General features: G+C 43.0%; 12 protein-coding genes and 3 pseudogenes. 3 read left to right on the forward strand and 12 right to left on the reverse strand.

The genetic code is table 11. The features are described from left to right. Positions 1–91: 91 nt before the first annotated feature. Complete coding sequence (locus tag M5J74_RS18875; protein WP_250012740.1) at positions 92–1,012, reverse strand: metallophosphoesterase; 921 nt, start codon at positions 1,010–1,012, stop codon at positions 92–94. Between the two features lie 101 nt (positions 1,013–1,113). Then, positions 1,114–1,578, reverse strand: coding sequence for a hypothetical protein (locus M5J74_RS18880; RefSeq protein ID WP_250012741.1), 465 nt, complete (start codon positions 1,576–1,578; stop codon positions 1,114–1,116). Between the two features lie 346 nt (positions 1,579–1,924). Between M5J74_RS18880 and M5J74_RS18885 the strand changes: the two genes are divergently transcribed. Together M5J74_RS18885 and M5J74_RS18890 are read left to right on the forward strand one after the other, a co-directional pair. Further along, complete coding sequence (locus tag M5J74_RS18885; protein ID WP_250012742.1) at positions 1,925–2,842, forward strand: sterol desaturase family protein; 918 nt, start codon at positions 1,925–1,927, stop codon at positions 2,840–2,842. A gap of 47 nt (positions 2,843–2,889) precedes the next feature. After that, the gene (locus tag M5J74_RS18890) at positions 2,890–3,399 is read left to right on the forward strand and encodes a DUF6653 family protein (protein WP_015155811.1); all 510 of its coding nucleotides are present in this window, start codon (positions 2,890–2,892) and stop codon (positions 3,397–3,399) included. Between the two features lie 166 nt (positions 3,400–3,565). On the opposite strand, the pseudogene M5J74_RS18895 reads toward M5J74_RS18890, so the two are convergent. The 3 genes and pseudogenes from M5J74_RS18895 to M5J74_RS18900 all read right to left on the reverse strand — a co-directional run. After that, positions 3,566–4,750 (reverse strand): annotated as a pseudogene (locus M5J74_RS18895) (cation:proton antiporter); the annotation flags it as partial. Positions 4,751–5,342: 592 nt separating this feature from the next. After that, a pseudogene (locus M5J74_RS33530) lies at positions 5,343–5,478 on the reverse strand (ribonuclease BN); the annotation flags it as partial. Positions 5,479–5,579: 101 nt separating this feature from the next. Continuing rightward, positions 5,580–6,413 (reverse strand): M48 family metallopeptidase, encoded by an 834-nt coding sequence (locus M5J74_RS18900; protein ID WP_250012744.1) that lies wholly within the window; start codon positions 6,411–6,413, stop codon positions 5,580–5,582. Positions 6,414–7,241: 828 nt separating this feature from the next. Here M5J74_RS18900 and M5J74_RS18905 point away from each other — a divergent pair. Beyond that, the gene (locus M5J74_RS18905; protein ID WP_015155808.1) at positions 7,242–7,949 is read left to right on the forward strand and encodes a general stress protein; all 708 of its coding nucleotides are present in this window, start codon (positions 7,242–7,244) and stop codon (positions 7,947–7,949) included. Positions 7,950–8,273: 324 nt separating this feature from the next. On the opposite strand, the pseudogene M5J74_RS33535 reads toward M5J74_RS18905, so the two are convergent. The 7 genes and pseudogenes from M5J74_RS33535 to M5J74_RS18940 form a co-directional block, all read right to left on the reverse strand. Next, a pseudogene (locus M5J74_RS33535) lies at positions 8,274–8,607 on the reverse strand (four-helix bundle copper-binding protein). Positions 8,608–8,916: 309 nt separating this feature from the next. Beyond that, complete coding sequence (locus M5J74_RS18915; RefSeq protein WP_250012745.1) at positions 8,917–9,783, reverse strand: hypothetical protein; 867 nt, start codon at positions 9,781–9,783, stop codon at positions 8,917–8,919. A gap of 128 nt (positions 9,784–9,911) precedes the next feature. Continuing rightward, on the reverse strand, positions 9,912–10,565 hold the full coding sequence (locus tag M5J74_RS18920) for a hypothetical protein (RefSeq protein ID WP_106167925.1): 654 nt from the start codon (positions 10,563–10,565) through the stop codon (positions 9,912–9,914). Between the two features lie 104 nt (positions 10,566–10,669). Next, entirely contained in the window at positions 10,670–11,116 is a 447-nt protein-coding gene (locus tag M5J74_RS18925) for a PRC-barrel domain-containing protein (protein WP_250012746.1), read from the reverse strand. 344 nt (positions 11,117–11,460) lie between these two features. Then, positions 11,461–12,027 carry a DUF3611 family protein gene (locus tag M5J74_RS18930; RefSeq protein WP_250012747.1) on the reverse strand — a complete coding sequence of 189 codons (567 nt, stop codon included), beginning with the start codon at positions 12,025–12,027 and terminating at the stop codon, positions 11,461–11,463. Between the two features lie 99 nt (positions 12,028–12,126). Then, positions 12,127–13,305, reverse strand: a complete 1,179-nt coding sequence (locus tag M5J74_RS18935; RefSeq protein WP_106167928.1) for an HhoA/HhoB/HtrA family serine endopeptidase — start codon at positions 13,303–13,305, stop codon at positions 12,127–12,129. A gap of 669 nt (positions 13,306–13,974) precedes the next feature. Continuing rightward, on the reverse strand, positions 13,975–14,343 hold the full coding sequence (locus tag M5J74_RS18940; protein ID WP_015155802.1) for a response regulator: 369 nt from the start codon (positions 14,341–14,343) through the stop codon (positions 13,975–13,977). Positions 14,344–14,527: the final 184 nt, after the last annotated feature.

Raw genomic sequence — 14,527 nt, forward strand, 5'->3', positions numbered from 1 at the left:
TCCATTTAATAGACATGATGAGTCCCTGTTTCAACTTTCAACTTATTATTTACTTTAAGCTGTTTAAAGTTTAGAGTTTATGTAACAATATTCAGGTAGATTCGCGGGCTTGTGTCAGTGTGAACAGAGTGATTTCAGGCGGGCAGTTGATTCTGATTGGTATGATGCTGAAACCAATCCCTCGGTTCACGTAAAGCTGGTTTCCTGGCTTTCCATATCCATCGATCCAGCCGTCTGTATGAACCCGATCTTGCTTACTAAAAGTCAGCCAAGACCATTCTGGAGTGAATGGTAAGCGAATTTGTCCGCCGTGGGTGTGTCCTGCTACAGCCACAGGTGCAGTGTTGGCGGGAAATAGGGCAAAAGATTCGGGATGATGCATCATCACAACCCTGGGCGCTGAGTCCGGCACTTCAGCCAGTGGTGCTGCTGGTTTGTCCCGATTAGCCCAATGCGATCCTACACCTACTAAATACATGCGATCGCTTTTAGCTGACGATTGGCTTTGACCTTGAGACGGTACGAGTTCTACAGCCTCATTTTTCAGCACTTGCACGCCTGCCGCTTCCAGAGATTCAGCTAATTTAGCGGCTAAAGTCACATTTGGAGGAGCATCTTTTGCTTTCATGCCATAATCGTGATTGCCCAATACGGCGTAGGTAGGGATACCAGAGGCAGGCAGCGGACGAACAAGCTCGATCGCCCGACTAATTTCTTCGTTAGGGTTCTCGCCAGGAGAGTAAATAAAGTCACCAATAATCAACGCGATCGCGGGACGCTCTTTAACTATTTGCCGAACAATGCGATGAATAGTAGGAGTGTTGTCCAACCACATTCCTACCTGCCAATCACCAATAACCGCAACTTTTTGCCCTGACCAAGCAGCAGGTAGATTGGGAATTATTGCAACTTGTGGTTCTACGTCAATTAGGTATGGTTCGAGCAAACCCCAAATCAGAATTGCACTAACTAAACCTAATAAACTTAATAAAACGTACTTAATTCTTTTCATAGTTTGCTGGCAAATTCTTAATATTTTATCTCTATGCATAGGACGTAAACATTACTTTGTTTATCTCCTTTTAGGCAAACGTCACTAGTACGAACAAATATTCAATAAGTATTAATTGAAGCTATACCGTAGGTAATATTTTGATTAAAACCAATATGCCTACCGTACACGCGATATTTGTAAACTCTGGCATTGGTTCGCGGTGCAGTATACACGTCGTCCATTGCAATTCGTAAAGTGGTGCGCGGGGGAATCGGTCGTTCAAAATTAATTCTAATTCCCCCACCTATTTGAGACACGTCTGTATTAATGACGCGCTCGTATCGATCTGTAACGAGAATATTACCTTGAGTAAGCTCGACAACATTGGACATCGGAAGAATTTCTAGGTAGGACAAAGGCTGGTAAGCTCCAGTATTCAAAGTAATGTAATGAGTGTTACCTACTGCCCTGCTGCTGAGAATTTGAGGATAGCTAAACTGAACAGACCGAATTTGTTGTGCTTCCACAGGTGGAGCTGTTGCAGAGACGATCGCCAGACTCAATAATCCAATTGAATATTTCATAAAAATTTTCCTCCATACCAATAACTTTCTGCTTGGCATTTAACCTTATGCCAATGGGAGCAGGGCAGATTTTGCTCTAACTTTATTTCTCAGTCCAACATACCCCTGTCGCTGAGATAATTACTGAACTGTAATCCGAGCTAAACCGTAAGGGATTTGTAAAGAGTCATGCGATCTATCCAAACTCCTCAACATCAACTTTGAGCCAAATTCAATTGGTTATAGTTAGAAGATAGACAGAGATAGTGGAAAACTCGTGGAGAAAGTACGAACTCTACCTTAAGAGCGATCGCGATAAAATTACTAAGAGCGCAATTAAAGAAATTGAGCCAAAAGGCTAACGATAATGTCTTACATTCCAATCGTGACAGCCGGAGTATTTTTATTGCTTTTGCTGTTAGAAAGAATCGACCCCCTGCGCCAAGCTAAAAACTGGTGGATAGGACGCTTAGCCATCAACTTCTGCGTGACTGCCCTAGCCTTTGGCGTAAATGCAACTATGGTGCAACCTGCTGCCTCATTCATGTTGCAGTGGACGCAGCATCAGACTTTTGGACTAATTCATCTTGTGGAACTACCTGTATGGGTGCAAGGGGCGATCGCTTTTTTACTGATGGATTTAACTTTCTACTATTGGCATCGCGCTACCCATAGATTTCCCTTGCTGTGGCGGTTTCACAACGTCCACCATATCGATCCAGATTTGGATGTTTCCACGGGATTTCGCTTTCACTTTATCGAAATTGCTTTCTCTACTGGATTTCGGGTGCTTCAAGTTGCTTTGATTGGAGTATCTGCTGGAGTTTATGCGATCTACGAGTTGGTTTTCCAAGTTAATACACTCTTTCACCACAGCAATGTTAAGTTACCCCTATGGTTGGAACGCTGGCTGAACTTGGTATTAGTGACACCGCGAATGCACGGCATCCATCACTCTCAGGTGCAGCAGGAAACCAACTCTAACTATTCTGTTGTTTTTCCTTGGTGGGATAGATTGCATCGCACCTTGCGCTTGAACATACCACACTCAGAAATTACCATTGGTATTCCAGCTTATTCTGACTCCCAGGACAACAAAATACAGCATCTTTTCCTGATGCCCTTCCAGCAGCAGCGCGACTACTGGCACAGTGCAGATGGAACCACTGTAGAGAGAAATTCAGCCGTATTGGGAGATGATATGACTCGGATGGTGGATAGCGAGGATATATCCGTGCAACAGCGCGATCGCGCCTGTAAATTACAGCTAAAATCCCAAAGGTAGAACGGAAACAATAAACTAATAGTCAAGGGTAGCAAGGAGATCTTCCCATGACTCTGGAAAGAAAAATTGCCGCAGCCTTTAACATGAGCGAAGACGCTTGGGCGCGTCATGCTAACCCTTGGAGTGTATGGACGCGGGTGACTACTGCACTACCACTTTTCATCTTGGCAGTTTGGAGTCGCGTTTGGCTGGGTTGGTTGTCGCTGATTCCGGTTGCCATAGCAGTTGTTTGGATCTGGTTAAATCCACGCATCTTTCCCAAACCGCGCTCAACTAATAATTGGGCTTCAAAAGGAGTTTTTGGCGAACGAGTCTGGTTGAACCGCGATAAAATTCCCGTACCACAGCATCATCGTCACGTACCCAACATTCTCACTAGTGTTTCTGCCTTGGGTATGGTTTTTGCAATCTGGGGTTTGGTTGTTCTCCATATTTGGTCTACTCTATTGGGAACTGCCCTGATTTACCTCGGTAAACTATGGTTTGTCGATCGCATGGTTTGGCTGTACCAAGACATGAAAGATGCAAATCCAGAGTATCAGAGCTGGTTGTATTGAGCTGATGTAACGCGAATAATTGTTGTGAATTAATATAATTCGCGATCGCATCATAAAATTATGAATCCACTGACTCGGAAGCAAGACCAAGTTTTTCTCTATTTTCTAGCGTTTTTACTTCTTCGCGAACAGATCGCGATCGCCCTTCATCCACCTGACTGATACGGAGATTAAGCAGGCTGGCAACCCAACGAGCTGTTAGTCCTTGACAAAAAACTGTCATCATAATCGTCAAAAATACCAAAGCTTTAATCGAATCGCCGCCATTGATGCCTTGCTTCGTCAGCGCCACCGCAAACAAAGAAGCTAAAGAAGCAGCCACAATTCCACGCGGAGCAATCCAACACAAAAATAACTGCTGTCGCCAGTTGAAACCTTGATTCCAAGTTGAGACCAATATATTTATCGGACGTACCACAAACATTAATACTAGAACAGTGAGGACGCTTCCCCAACCTAGAGCGAAAACACTGGCGATCGATAAATCTGCCGCTAGCAAGATAAATAAAACCGAATTAGCTAAAATACTCAACTGCTCGTTAAAGTGACGCAGCAATGGCTCAGAGGGGAGGTAAGCAGCGCGTAAAACTATACCCATGACAACGACAACCACCAGACCCGATTCGCCGCGTATTACCTGTGCCAGACTAAACAAGCCCCAAACGCTAGCTAAAACCACCAAATTTTTCAACTCTTGCGACAGAAAGCTGTCCTGCCTGAGAATCAAGCTAAGCAACCAGCCTCCAACTGCACCAATTGCTCCACCTATGCCTAAACGGACGAGCAGACTCTCAATTGAGACGAACAACTCCACGTTTCCACTTAAAACTAAATGAAGTACGATCGCTGCTAAAATTGCACCAATCGGATCGATAAAAACGCCTTCCCCTTCCAAAAGTGTCGATACCTGTCGATCTACACCTACCTGTTTGAGCAGTGGTTGAATGACCGTCGGACCCGTGACAACTACCAACGAGGCATAAAGAAAAGCAATTGACCAAGGAAACTCGCTCAGCCAGCGAGCGGCGATCGCACCACCGATTAAGGTAATTAGCACCCCTATAGTCACGAGATTACGCAGGCTACTAGAAACTTCTTTTAACTCTCGTAGCTGTAGATTTAAACCACCCTCAAATAAAATTAGCGCCACTAACATCGAAACGAGTACTTCCAGACCATCACCCAATAGCGATGGATGTAAAAAACCAAAACCGTCCGATCCCAGAAGAATCCCAAATAAGAGTAGGAAGACAATGCTAGGAATTTGAAGATAGCTGGCTATTACTTGAGCAAAGATACCAGCAACAACAGTTTCACTCAGCAAAACAGTAGTTTTTAAAGATTCTTCCATAGAAATTTGTATTAGTTACAAACAATTAGTAGTGCGATCGCATATCGTAAAAATAATTTATAACCTATGAATTAACTGTATTTGACTTATCTACTTTATTGTTTGAACAGAGCTTTGACTTTTTAAATGCAAAGTTATATTATAGACAAATTTATGTCAGGACAAGTTTAAATACCAGTTTCGATCTTTTGAAAATCACGAAGTTTCAGTAAATACTTGCGCGCTGCTACGGCATTAGTTTTGATATTCGCACCTATCTAAAGACCGAAGTTTTTTTTAACAATAAATTGTTCGTTACTAAAAGAATTGGAAATTTTCTAATAGAGTAAAAAAACGAAAGTTTCTAAAAATTAGAGCGATTGGTAAATTAATCGATCGCTATAGCATCTCTCTTTTTAAGGACGAGCGATTCCTTCGGGATTATAGCAGAAGACAGACGGCTCCAGGGCAGACGGCAGAAGGAAAAACCTTGCAAGGCAAAGGGTAAAAGCTGCATTAATGTCCTGACCTTTAGTTCGAGTGCTATGAGTAGTAACAAATCAAAGGAAACATTTGCATATGGATCTCGGTCTAAACATTAAAATTGCTGCCATTACTTGGACTGGTATCGCTGAGTATAAACTTGTGTAAATTCTGCTCTCAATAGGAGTATTTGAGCTGAAAAAAAACCAAATTAATACGATAACTAAAGAACTTGCTGCTCCATAGCTAGAGCCAATGGTGCTATTACTCAGACATTACCTCGGAAATTTATAGACTGCTACACTTATGCAAGCGGATGAAAGTTGTGATTTTTTCTATCTGAAGTAAGAGTCACAATATGGCACTACTAGTTCAATGGTTGGGTTTGTGCTTGATAGTAAGATTCATTTAAACCTTGACCGCGATTTGCTTGTTGGGAATCGATAATTTTTTCCAGTCTGGCAATGCGATCGCCTGTTGCTGGGTGAGTACTCAAAAATGTGGGAACCGATCGCTGGCTGCGTAATTTTTCGAGAAAGTTAATCATCGCCACTTGAGCGTAACCAGCTTTTCCTAAAGTCTGCACGCCTCTTGCGTCAGCTTGGAACTCATCTGAGCGACTGTTGGGACGGCGCAAAGCCAGTTCTACACCTAATTGCACCGCCGTACTTTCATCTAGTCCAGCCGCAGAAGCTAGACCGCGTGCGATCGCAGTTTCTCGCATCTGTTCGATTAAGTGTCTTTCGGTAATGTGACCGATTTCGTGTGCCAATACACCCGCTAGTTGGGCTTCGTTATCTGCGGCTTTGAGTAAGCCCGTAGTGACGTAAACGTAGCCGCCAGCAGTCGCAAAGGCATTGATACTGTCATCCTTGACAACTTGAAATGTATAGGGAATGTCAGGGCGAGTGCTGTTTTTTGCCAACCGCTGACCGATGCGATCGACATAGTTATTGACTCGCGCATTGTTATAAAGTTGAAACTGTTCGCCAATTAGCTGTTGATTAATCTGCTTGCCTAGTTGAACTTCCTCTTTATCGGAAACGTTGTAAAGTTGATACACTTGAGCGCCGCGAAGCAGTAATTCCCACAAAGGAGCAGCTGGCGCGCTTTGAGGCGCACCAACAACTACACCAATTGCGACTGAAGACGTAATTAACGGATAAAACCAAGGGCGATGGGAACGAGGAATGTTAGACATAATTCGATGAGTGCTTGAGCGATCGCACTCCAGCTTGAGAAACAAGATTAATTCCAGCTTGAACTAAAAAAGTGGAAAAGTTGGGGAGAACGCTAATCTTCCTGGGCTAGAGTTCTACATAAAAATCTATTTAAATAACATTCAAAATGCCAAAGAGCATCATGGCTAGACAAACGAGATAAACCCCACCCAGAGCTACCACTTCCCAAGGCTGAAAACTGTATTTCTCCGATACTAATGTCGCTCTTGGGATTCGAGTTCGGGCATTTTACGATGAAATAAATCACAGCCAAATCCCGCTCAAGTGGAGAAGTAGAATCGAAATCAAGCGAAACTTCACTTGTACTTATACCTGATTTTTTCCTGATTGAATTTGTCGATCGAACTAACTGTATGCTTTCAGATTTTTTGTTACGTATCGTGTCACAGAAAAGTGTTGCCTGAGCCTATCCCTCTCTTTTGGTAGACTCAAGCTAAACCTATGGACTGATGTAGATTTTGGCTCTAGCAAAGAGACTAGTAATAACGCGATCGGCTGCTAGTCCAGCAAAAAAAGGCTGCTGCCTAGTCTGAGCAGTTTGCAAACCTAAAGCCTAGACTGGTCAAAGAAGGATAGTCTTGACCAAGAGACTGCAAGCAAAGACAAATTGTGAGTAGCGATATTTAAACTTTAACTACTCAGATTGACAAAGTTTTTAAGAATGCAAAACTTGCAGAGCCTTATCTATTTGTAGCAGAAGAATATGCTAAGGCTGTTATTTGAAGGTCTTAGGTTTATCCTAGTGTGGCGATCGCGTAGATGTATTTATTTGAGTATTAGGAGGAAAAATGGCAACTCAACAATACAAACGTGCAGTTGGGGTATTTCGCAGCCGTAGAGAAGCTGAAAACGCACTGAACGCATTAAGAGATTCAGGTTTTTCGACAGATCGAATATCCGTGTTGGCTAAAGATGCAAACCGCAACGAAGAGATTGCAGGTATTGACGTACAAGACCGCAACCAAATGAAAGATCGCGGTGATAATGAAGCTCCAGAAGGTGCTGGTATTGGTGCTGTAGCTGGTACTGCTCTAGGTGGCGTTGGTGGTTTATTAGTAGGTTTGGAAGCTTTAATCATTCCAGGCGTAGGTCCATTTCTGGCAGCTGGTACTGTAGCGACTACCTTAGCTGGTGCTGGCATTGGTGCAGCAGCAGGTGCGATTGTTGGTGCGCTGACCGGATTGGGAATTCCCGAAGAGGACGCTAAAGCTTACGACAAGCGAGTGTCTCAAGGTGATTACTTAGTGATGATCGAAGGTACGCCCTCAGAGATCGATCGCGCTGGTTCGCTGTTAAGAGATCGCGGTGTCGAAGAGTGGAACGTATACAATATGTCTGACGGCGATCGCGCTAATGTTAGTACATCTGCTGCACCGATGAATCGGCAAACAGCAACGTATAGAGAAGAGACTGTGAGCGATCGCTCCTCCATAGACATAGATAGAGATGCTCAGCCCGAAGTCGAGATTGTGGATAAGCGAGAAGAAATTCGCTAGCTTTGTGCTATGAACCCAAGCAATTCGCGTGTGGTTTTTCAACTACCATCTCCTGTCATCTAGCTGACCCCACTTATAATTACTAACTCACCCCATGCGCGACTTTTTTCTTAGCCCCCTTGTTAACTCAGTTGGGGGATCGAAAACTATGCCGATCGCGAAAAGATCCCCCTAGCCCACGCCACTTTGCTCAAGTCGGGAAACCCGCCCACGCAAGTGGCTCCCCTTTCTCAAGGGGGAACAAGAGAAAGTCGCACATCGCATAACTCGTAATTATTGCTTTTTAATTACGAATTACGAATTACGAATTACGAATTCATTGAATTATGCTCTTGTTGTGGCAATACCTGAAATTTTTCGATATTCTTCTACTGCATTGCGGCAAGCTTTAGCACAGTTCTGGCAGTGTGGATTATCGTGCTGTTCGCATTCGCGCTTCACAGGCTTCGCAGATATCGATGCAGGCACGGACGACATTCGGAATGAAGCGAGAACTACGACTCATAAAACCCGCGCTCGTCCAACAGATTTGAGCGCAGTCGCGGCACAGACGAGCGCATTCTGGCATAGAACCCAGATACTCATCGGCACAGTGTTCGCAGTTCCTCGCGCAGTGAATCGCAGCATCAATACTGGTTTGATATTGTTGATGAGGCAGAAAATCCTCCCGTTCAAATGCTTATTTTGTCAGTCTATAAATTGAAAAAAAAATTTATATCTCTGTCTCGTGAGGTAATCACAATTTCTCTCAAATGAAAGACAACCATTTCATCTGAATTTCATTCTTCTATGCTGCGATCGCTATTTGCCTAATTTGCTACACTCTAACTTTGTTTCTTGTTTTCTGAGTGTATAAAAATCTAAATACATAAACAACGTAGAGATACACCCTTGTATCATCTACGCTGTTTCGATCTACGCTGTTTCGATCGGTCGATTTAGTAACAGCCGTCTGTCTCAAGTTAATTTATTTAGCTGCTCTGGGAATTGCTGACGGGTACACAGATTGAACGACAAGTACGGGCTTTTGGCTATATTCTGCTTCTAGCTGCCTGACAAAACCCTCGTCCCAATTGAAATCGTATTCTCTTTCGAGGTCAGCGACGACCAAGGGACGCAGTACACCTGTTACAGCAACCGTCTGATCTTCTTTAACTGCTGTGTTTTGTGCTTGAGTAGTGCCTGTTTTAGGATTGGCGACTAATACTAGTAAGTCGGTAGCACCAAACAGTTGGTCTTCGTCCAGAGTAAAAGTAGTTGGACTGAGGATTTCCTCAACTTCACCCGTGACAGCTAGAGTTCTGCCATAATACTGTTTTGGGTTGGAAGTAATTTCCCCTGGTTCGGGTGCAGGAGCGATCGACTGAGCAATAATTGCTGGTTTGCCCTCGTAGTCTACGTATAAGTTCGGCTCCAAGTCCAGAAAATCGTAGTCTCGATTGACATCAGCCACGACAAATTGACGTACTTCACCTGTGACTTGAACTTCTGTATTGTCAGTAGGTAGAGCTAAGGGCTGTCCTGAAGCATTAACAACTAGAATTGTTTCGTTGCCAAAAAATTCCTCGTCGCTAATTGTGAAGGTGTTGTTACCAACTTTGCTCACGGGTTCGCTTCTTACCGTTACAGTCTTACCGATGAGTTGCTTTGTGTTGTCGGTCACTTCCTCTGTAGTGACGTTTCCAGTTGGAGATGTAGGAGCATTTGTTGTTGCAGTCTCTCCTGTGGGAGCTGCTGGTCTATTTGTCTCTAATTGATTCGTGCAAGCGGGAAGAACGATCGCGGCTAGTGCTAAGGCGATCGCGCTTTTAGTATTCCAGATCTTATTTAACATTGAGAAAATCTCCTTACTCCTCTTAGTTAAGTCAAAAGTTAAAACTCATAAGTCAAAATGTTTAGATACAGTTTTGACTGGTGCTAGATAATTTTGGGTACGAATTATCTAGTCTTTGTGGAAGCGAATTAGTTCAAGAAAACTTGACCATCTTTTTGAATTCTCAGAACACCCTGGTTGCGATCGCGAGGGTTCGCATCTTCATCCAACGCTACCTCTAAGACTCCATCCTGAGATGCAGACATGGGCATAACTTGCACGAAACCATCATCCTGACGTGTAAAAGTCACGGTTACAGGCACGGGTAATCGTAAAACAGTTTCTTCTCCACCTTGCAGAACTCGGCGTTGTGTATGCCCAACTGCTTCATAGGTGACGATCGCGTTTGTATTGTTCTTCACTCTCACCTCTACATTGCCGTCCATCGACATGATTTTAGCAACTGCCTGGGAGCGGTTTTCTGGTAGAGGCGGTGTTACAGGCGGGTTCGTTCGATCGCGCATTCTGGGGGTGTAGTAAGGATCTGCTGACCTAGCACTAGGACGGGTAACTTCAGGCGTACCTTGTCCTTGCACGATTCTAGTTGCAGCATTAGGCGGACAGCCTTCGGGAGCCAGACGTGTACTATTGAAAGGTTCTTCGTAGTAGATTCTCGGGCAAGGATTGAGTACTTGAGATCCCTGTGCCGATGCCACTAGAGGAATTGCTGGTATACCAATTAGTAAGCCACCAAAGACTGTTCCTACTATTTTTTTTGGTTGACTTCTATTTTTTTTAAGCATCTGTAACTCCGATTTTAAGTTTTTTGGGTTTTTTGATTTTATTTATTGGCAATCTGCATTAGCTAAAAGAAGCGATCGCCTTTGCTACTTTTTAACAAAACAACTCATGATGGCTCATTTAAAGTTGCTGTAGTATTGAGTACCATTGGATCGATTGGTGCGATCGGTGCGGGTTGAATTGAAGGTTTGTTATGTGCAGGGCGATAAGCATTGCTGACGCGAACCTCATAGTCGCGATCGAGCTTCAAATCGTCGTTGAATTGGGGTAAATTCTCGGCTTGCTCTTTTGTTAATCCTTCAACATCTACTCTGCTTTCTATCGCACTAACTCGCGCTCTTTCTATTGGGAGTAAAACTTCTTTGCCAAAAATCCAAAAGCCAAGATCGATAATCAGATACCGGAATTTTCCCGTGTCTTCATCAACTAAAATATCTTTGACCGTGCCAACTTTTTCGTCTTCATTTGCATATACAGTAAATCCAATAACAGCACAATCTCTCATTCTGTTTATCATCTGTGGATAGATATCTTTCAGTTTTAGTAAAGCCATTTTTTCAACTAACGTTGCCGTTTGGGCGATCGAATAGACTGCGCGTATGCATAACTACCAGCCTCATTCAAGTGGGAGAGCCTGCCAGAGAAACGATCGTTTGCAATTAGAGTTGATTGTCCTAGGAAGTCAAGAGAAAAAGTTGAGCGCCCAACTAGGGGGTGTAAGTTCAATTGTTTGAACTGGTGTAGAATTCAACCGTTTTGATTGAACCTATTTTTAGGTTAGATTCAAAAAGTGGAAAACTGGTGGAGAAATCAGGTTTCTCCGCCAGTTGCTACTTTAGATAGACTTTTAAGGTTTTTTACTTCTGACTTCTGGCTTCTGGCTTCTGACTTCGCTTGCTAGTCTATCCATTCGAGTAGTCCTAAAGATGTAAGACTACCAACTAAGTGAGTACCAATTAAATTGACATTGGCTAAAATTACCAGAATATCAAACGAACGAATCACATTTCCCTGCTGGTACACAGCTACACCTTGAGGTACAGCTAAAGATTGTGAAAGTATTGCGATCGCGCTTACCTCAGATGCGATAAATGCTAGTAACATCCCGACAAAACTCACGATTAAACCAATCTTCAAAGCTTGAATCACTTCTTCTTTGCGCGGATGCAGTTCGCGATCGCTTGACTGCAAGCGTCTGGCTAAAACCCGACCTCTAAATGCCCAAAATATCCTAAAGGCGGCGAGTAATACGCCAACGATGGCTAGAAAGATACTTAGACTAATGGCTGCATTGTCTGTTGCTACGCTGAGACTGCGGCTAAAGATGGCAAAGATTAAAACAATACCGGAAGTACTAGCTAGTGCCAACTGTATCCAAAAGCTAAAGCGGCTAACAACGCGGAAAGTTGCTGCAAATCTTTGTTTCGTTGGGGTTGGCAGCGAAGTTTGGAGCAGTTCAGACATGATTTTCTCCTATTAGGTGATGCCAAATTAATTTAGAAAAATCTTCAACACAAAATAATTGCCTAGAAGTAGAGTTGTCTATTTACAATCAAAGAGCTTCTATCTGGAGGGAGATGGTAACTGTTCTGGTTTCAAAGTTAGCTGTTGAGTCGAGCCATTACGGTTGACTGTAATCTGTAGCGATTTGCCTAAATTTGTTGCTTCTACAGCATCTTGTACAGAGTCAGCAGTTTGAACTTCAGTTGAGTTAATTTGAGTAATAATGTCACCAGGACGCAAACCAGCACGAGCTGCGGGAGAGTTGGGAGCAACTTGTACAATTAAAACTCCCCGATCGCGCTCGACTTTAAAACCAGGGTTACTCTGGTTAATTTCCTGCTGAATTTCCGGTGTTAATTCAATTAGTCGCACGCCGATATAGGGATGTTCGACTCGACCAGTTGTAATTAACTGCTCGGCGATTCTTTGGGCTGTATTAATCGGAATGGCAAAACCTAAACCTTGCGCTCCGCCAATAATAGCAGTATTCACGCCTACAACTTCGCCTTGAGCATTGAGCAAAGGTCCGCCAGAATTACCAGGATTAATTGCCGTATCAGTTTGCAAAAAGTCAAGTCGTTTGTCGTTGACACCAATATCTGAACCACTGCGTCCTGTGGCGCTGATAATTCCTTGAGTTACGGTGTTATCTAGACCTAAAGGATTACCAATGGCGATCGCCCATTGTCCAACAGTAATATTATCGGAATTAGCCAGCTCAACTGTAGGTAAATTTGTCCCCTCAATATCAACAACTGCTACGTCTGTAACTGGGTCTGCACCCACAACTTTTCCAGCAAAGCGGCGACCATCTCTTAGCACGACTGATACTTTATCCGCACCTTCTACCACATGGGCATTAGTTAGAATGCGACCATCTTGGCTAATAATAAATCCCGAACCGATACCGCGTTGAACTTTCTCTTGAGGCGGAAAGAAGTTTTCCCCAAAAAATCGCTCAATCAAAGGATTGCTATATACTGCTGTGGGTACTTCTACTGTACGGGTAGCATCGATTCGTACAACTGCGGGTCCTACATCTTTGACAACTTCAGCAACAAAGTTAGGATTGTTTTGTAAATTAGCTGTCGGTTGGGTAGGTGAAGGTTGGACTTGGACTTCTCTATTTCCTAAAGATTCGCATCCCGCAGAACTACCAATTATAAGTATGCCTAAATATAAAATTGGTTGCTGGAAAATTTGTTTACTTGTCTCCCCACGCCGTTTTTTCAATTCCATGACCGTAAGCCTATTAATTCTGACTAGCTTTAACTCGCTCTGAATTGGAAGATAGAGCTAACTTCAACTTAGATGGCAATGGTGGAAAACTCGTGGAGAAATGCGATCGCTTCTGCCCGCTCGTATTTGCAATTTTCTTGCCTCTTCAACAGAATCGAGGAAGCAAGAACTAAACATTAACTAGGCTGCGACTCCTGGCACTAACTTCACCTTCAGCGTTCTGGCTTTGGCTAACGCTTGAGACGGAGCATTACATCGATCCAACAGCTCTCTTAGCGAATTAATTTGAAGCCAGTACCGAGCTTGTCACTACTAAAGCACGAGCGATCGTTTCGGCAGCAGATCGGAAAATATCTCAGCCGATGCTAAATTTTCCGGTGATGTTTCTAGCCAAAAACTGAGTTTTTATAGACTGCATCACACTTGCGATCGGTCACTATGCTAGCGATGCAGCTCTCCTTTTCTTCTCATCCTCTAGAAGGATATGGAACTGATTTAATATGTAAATTATATTACGATAAATGACGATCGTTCTCGTGATATTAAACATGTAAGTGTGATGTCGATCGAATTCAAAATCTCAACAAACAACAAATAATATATTTCTAATTTTTTAGATCGCTATTGCTATTTATAGATTTGGTTAGGTTCGCACTCAATGTTTTTATTTTAAGTCAAAGCCGCTTCCACTTGTTCGGCAAGCTTTAGAGGATTAAACGGTTTGTTGAGTACACCTCTAACACCTAATTGAGTAAATTTCTGCTCGACAAAGCGCCCTCTAGCCGTTAGTAAAATAACAGGAATGTTGCTAGTTATTGTATTAGATTGCAGTTTTTTTAAAGTAGATAAGCCATCTTCATCTGGCATCATGACATCCAAGAGAATTGCATCTGGTTGGTTATCTTGAGCTAAGTTTAAGCCTTCCCGACCTGAATGAGCGGTTATTACCTGCCATCCCCCCATAATTTCTAAGCAGGTTTGAACTAATTTTAGAATATCGTCTTCGTCATCAATAACTAAAATTCGTTTGCTTGTCACTATTTTCTTCTCCTTCTCAATTTCAAGCATCCTGCGACTTGATTAAGCGTTGCGTTAATGTTGTTGCTGGCTATTTTTGCCTGAAAAAGTTTTGATTTATTGAAATAGAATAATACAAAAATTGAAATATCGATTTATTATGTCATGTCTCGGACTCCGACTCTCGACATAACTATCATTATTG

This window comes from Chroococcidiopsis sp. CCNUC1 (assembly GCF_023546805.1).
GTDB classification, from domain to species: domain Bacteria; phylum Cyanobacteriota; class Cyanobacteriia; order Cyanobacteriales; family Chroococcidiopsidaceae; genus Chroococcidiopsis; species Chroococcidiopsis thermalis.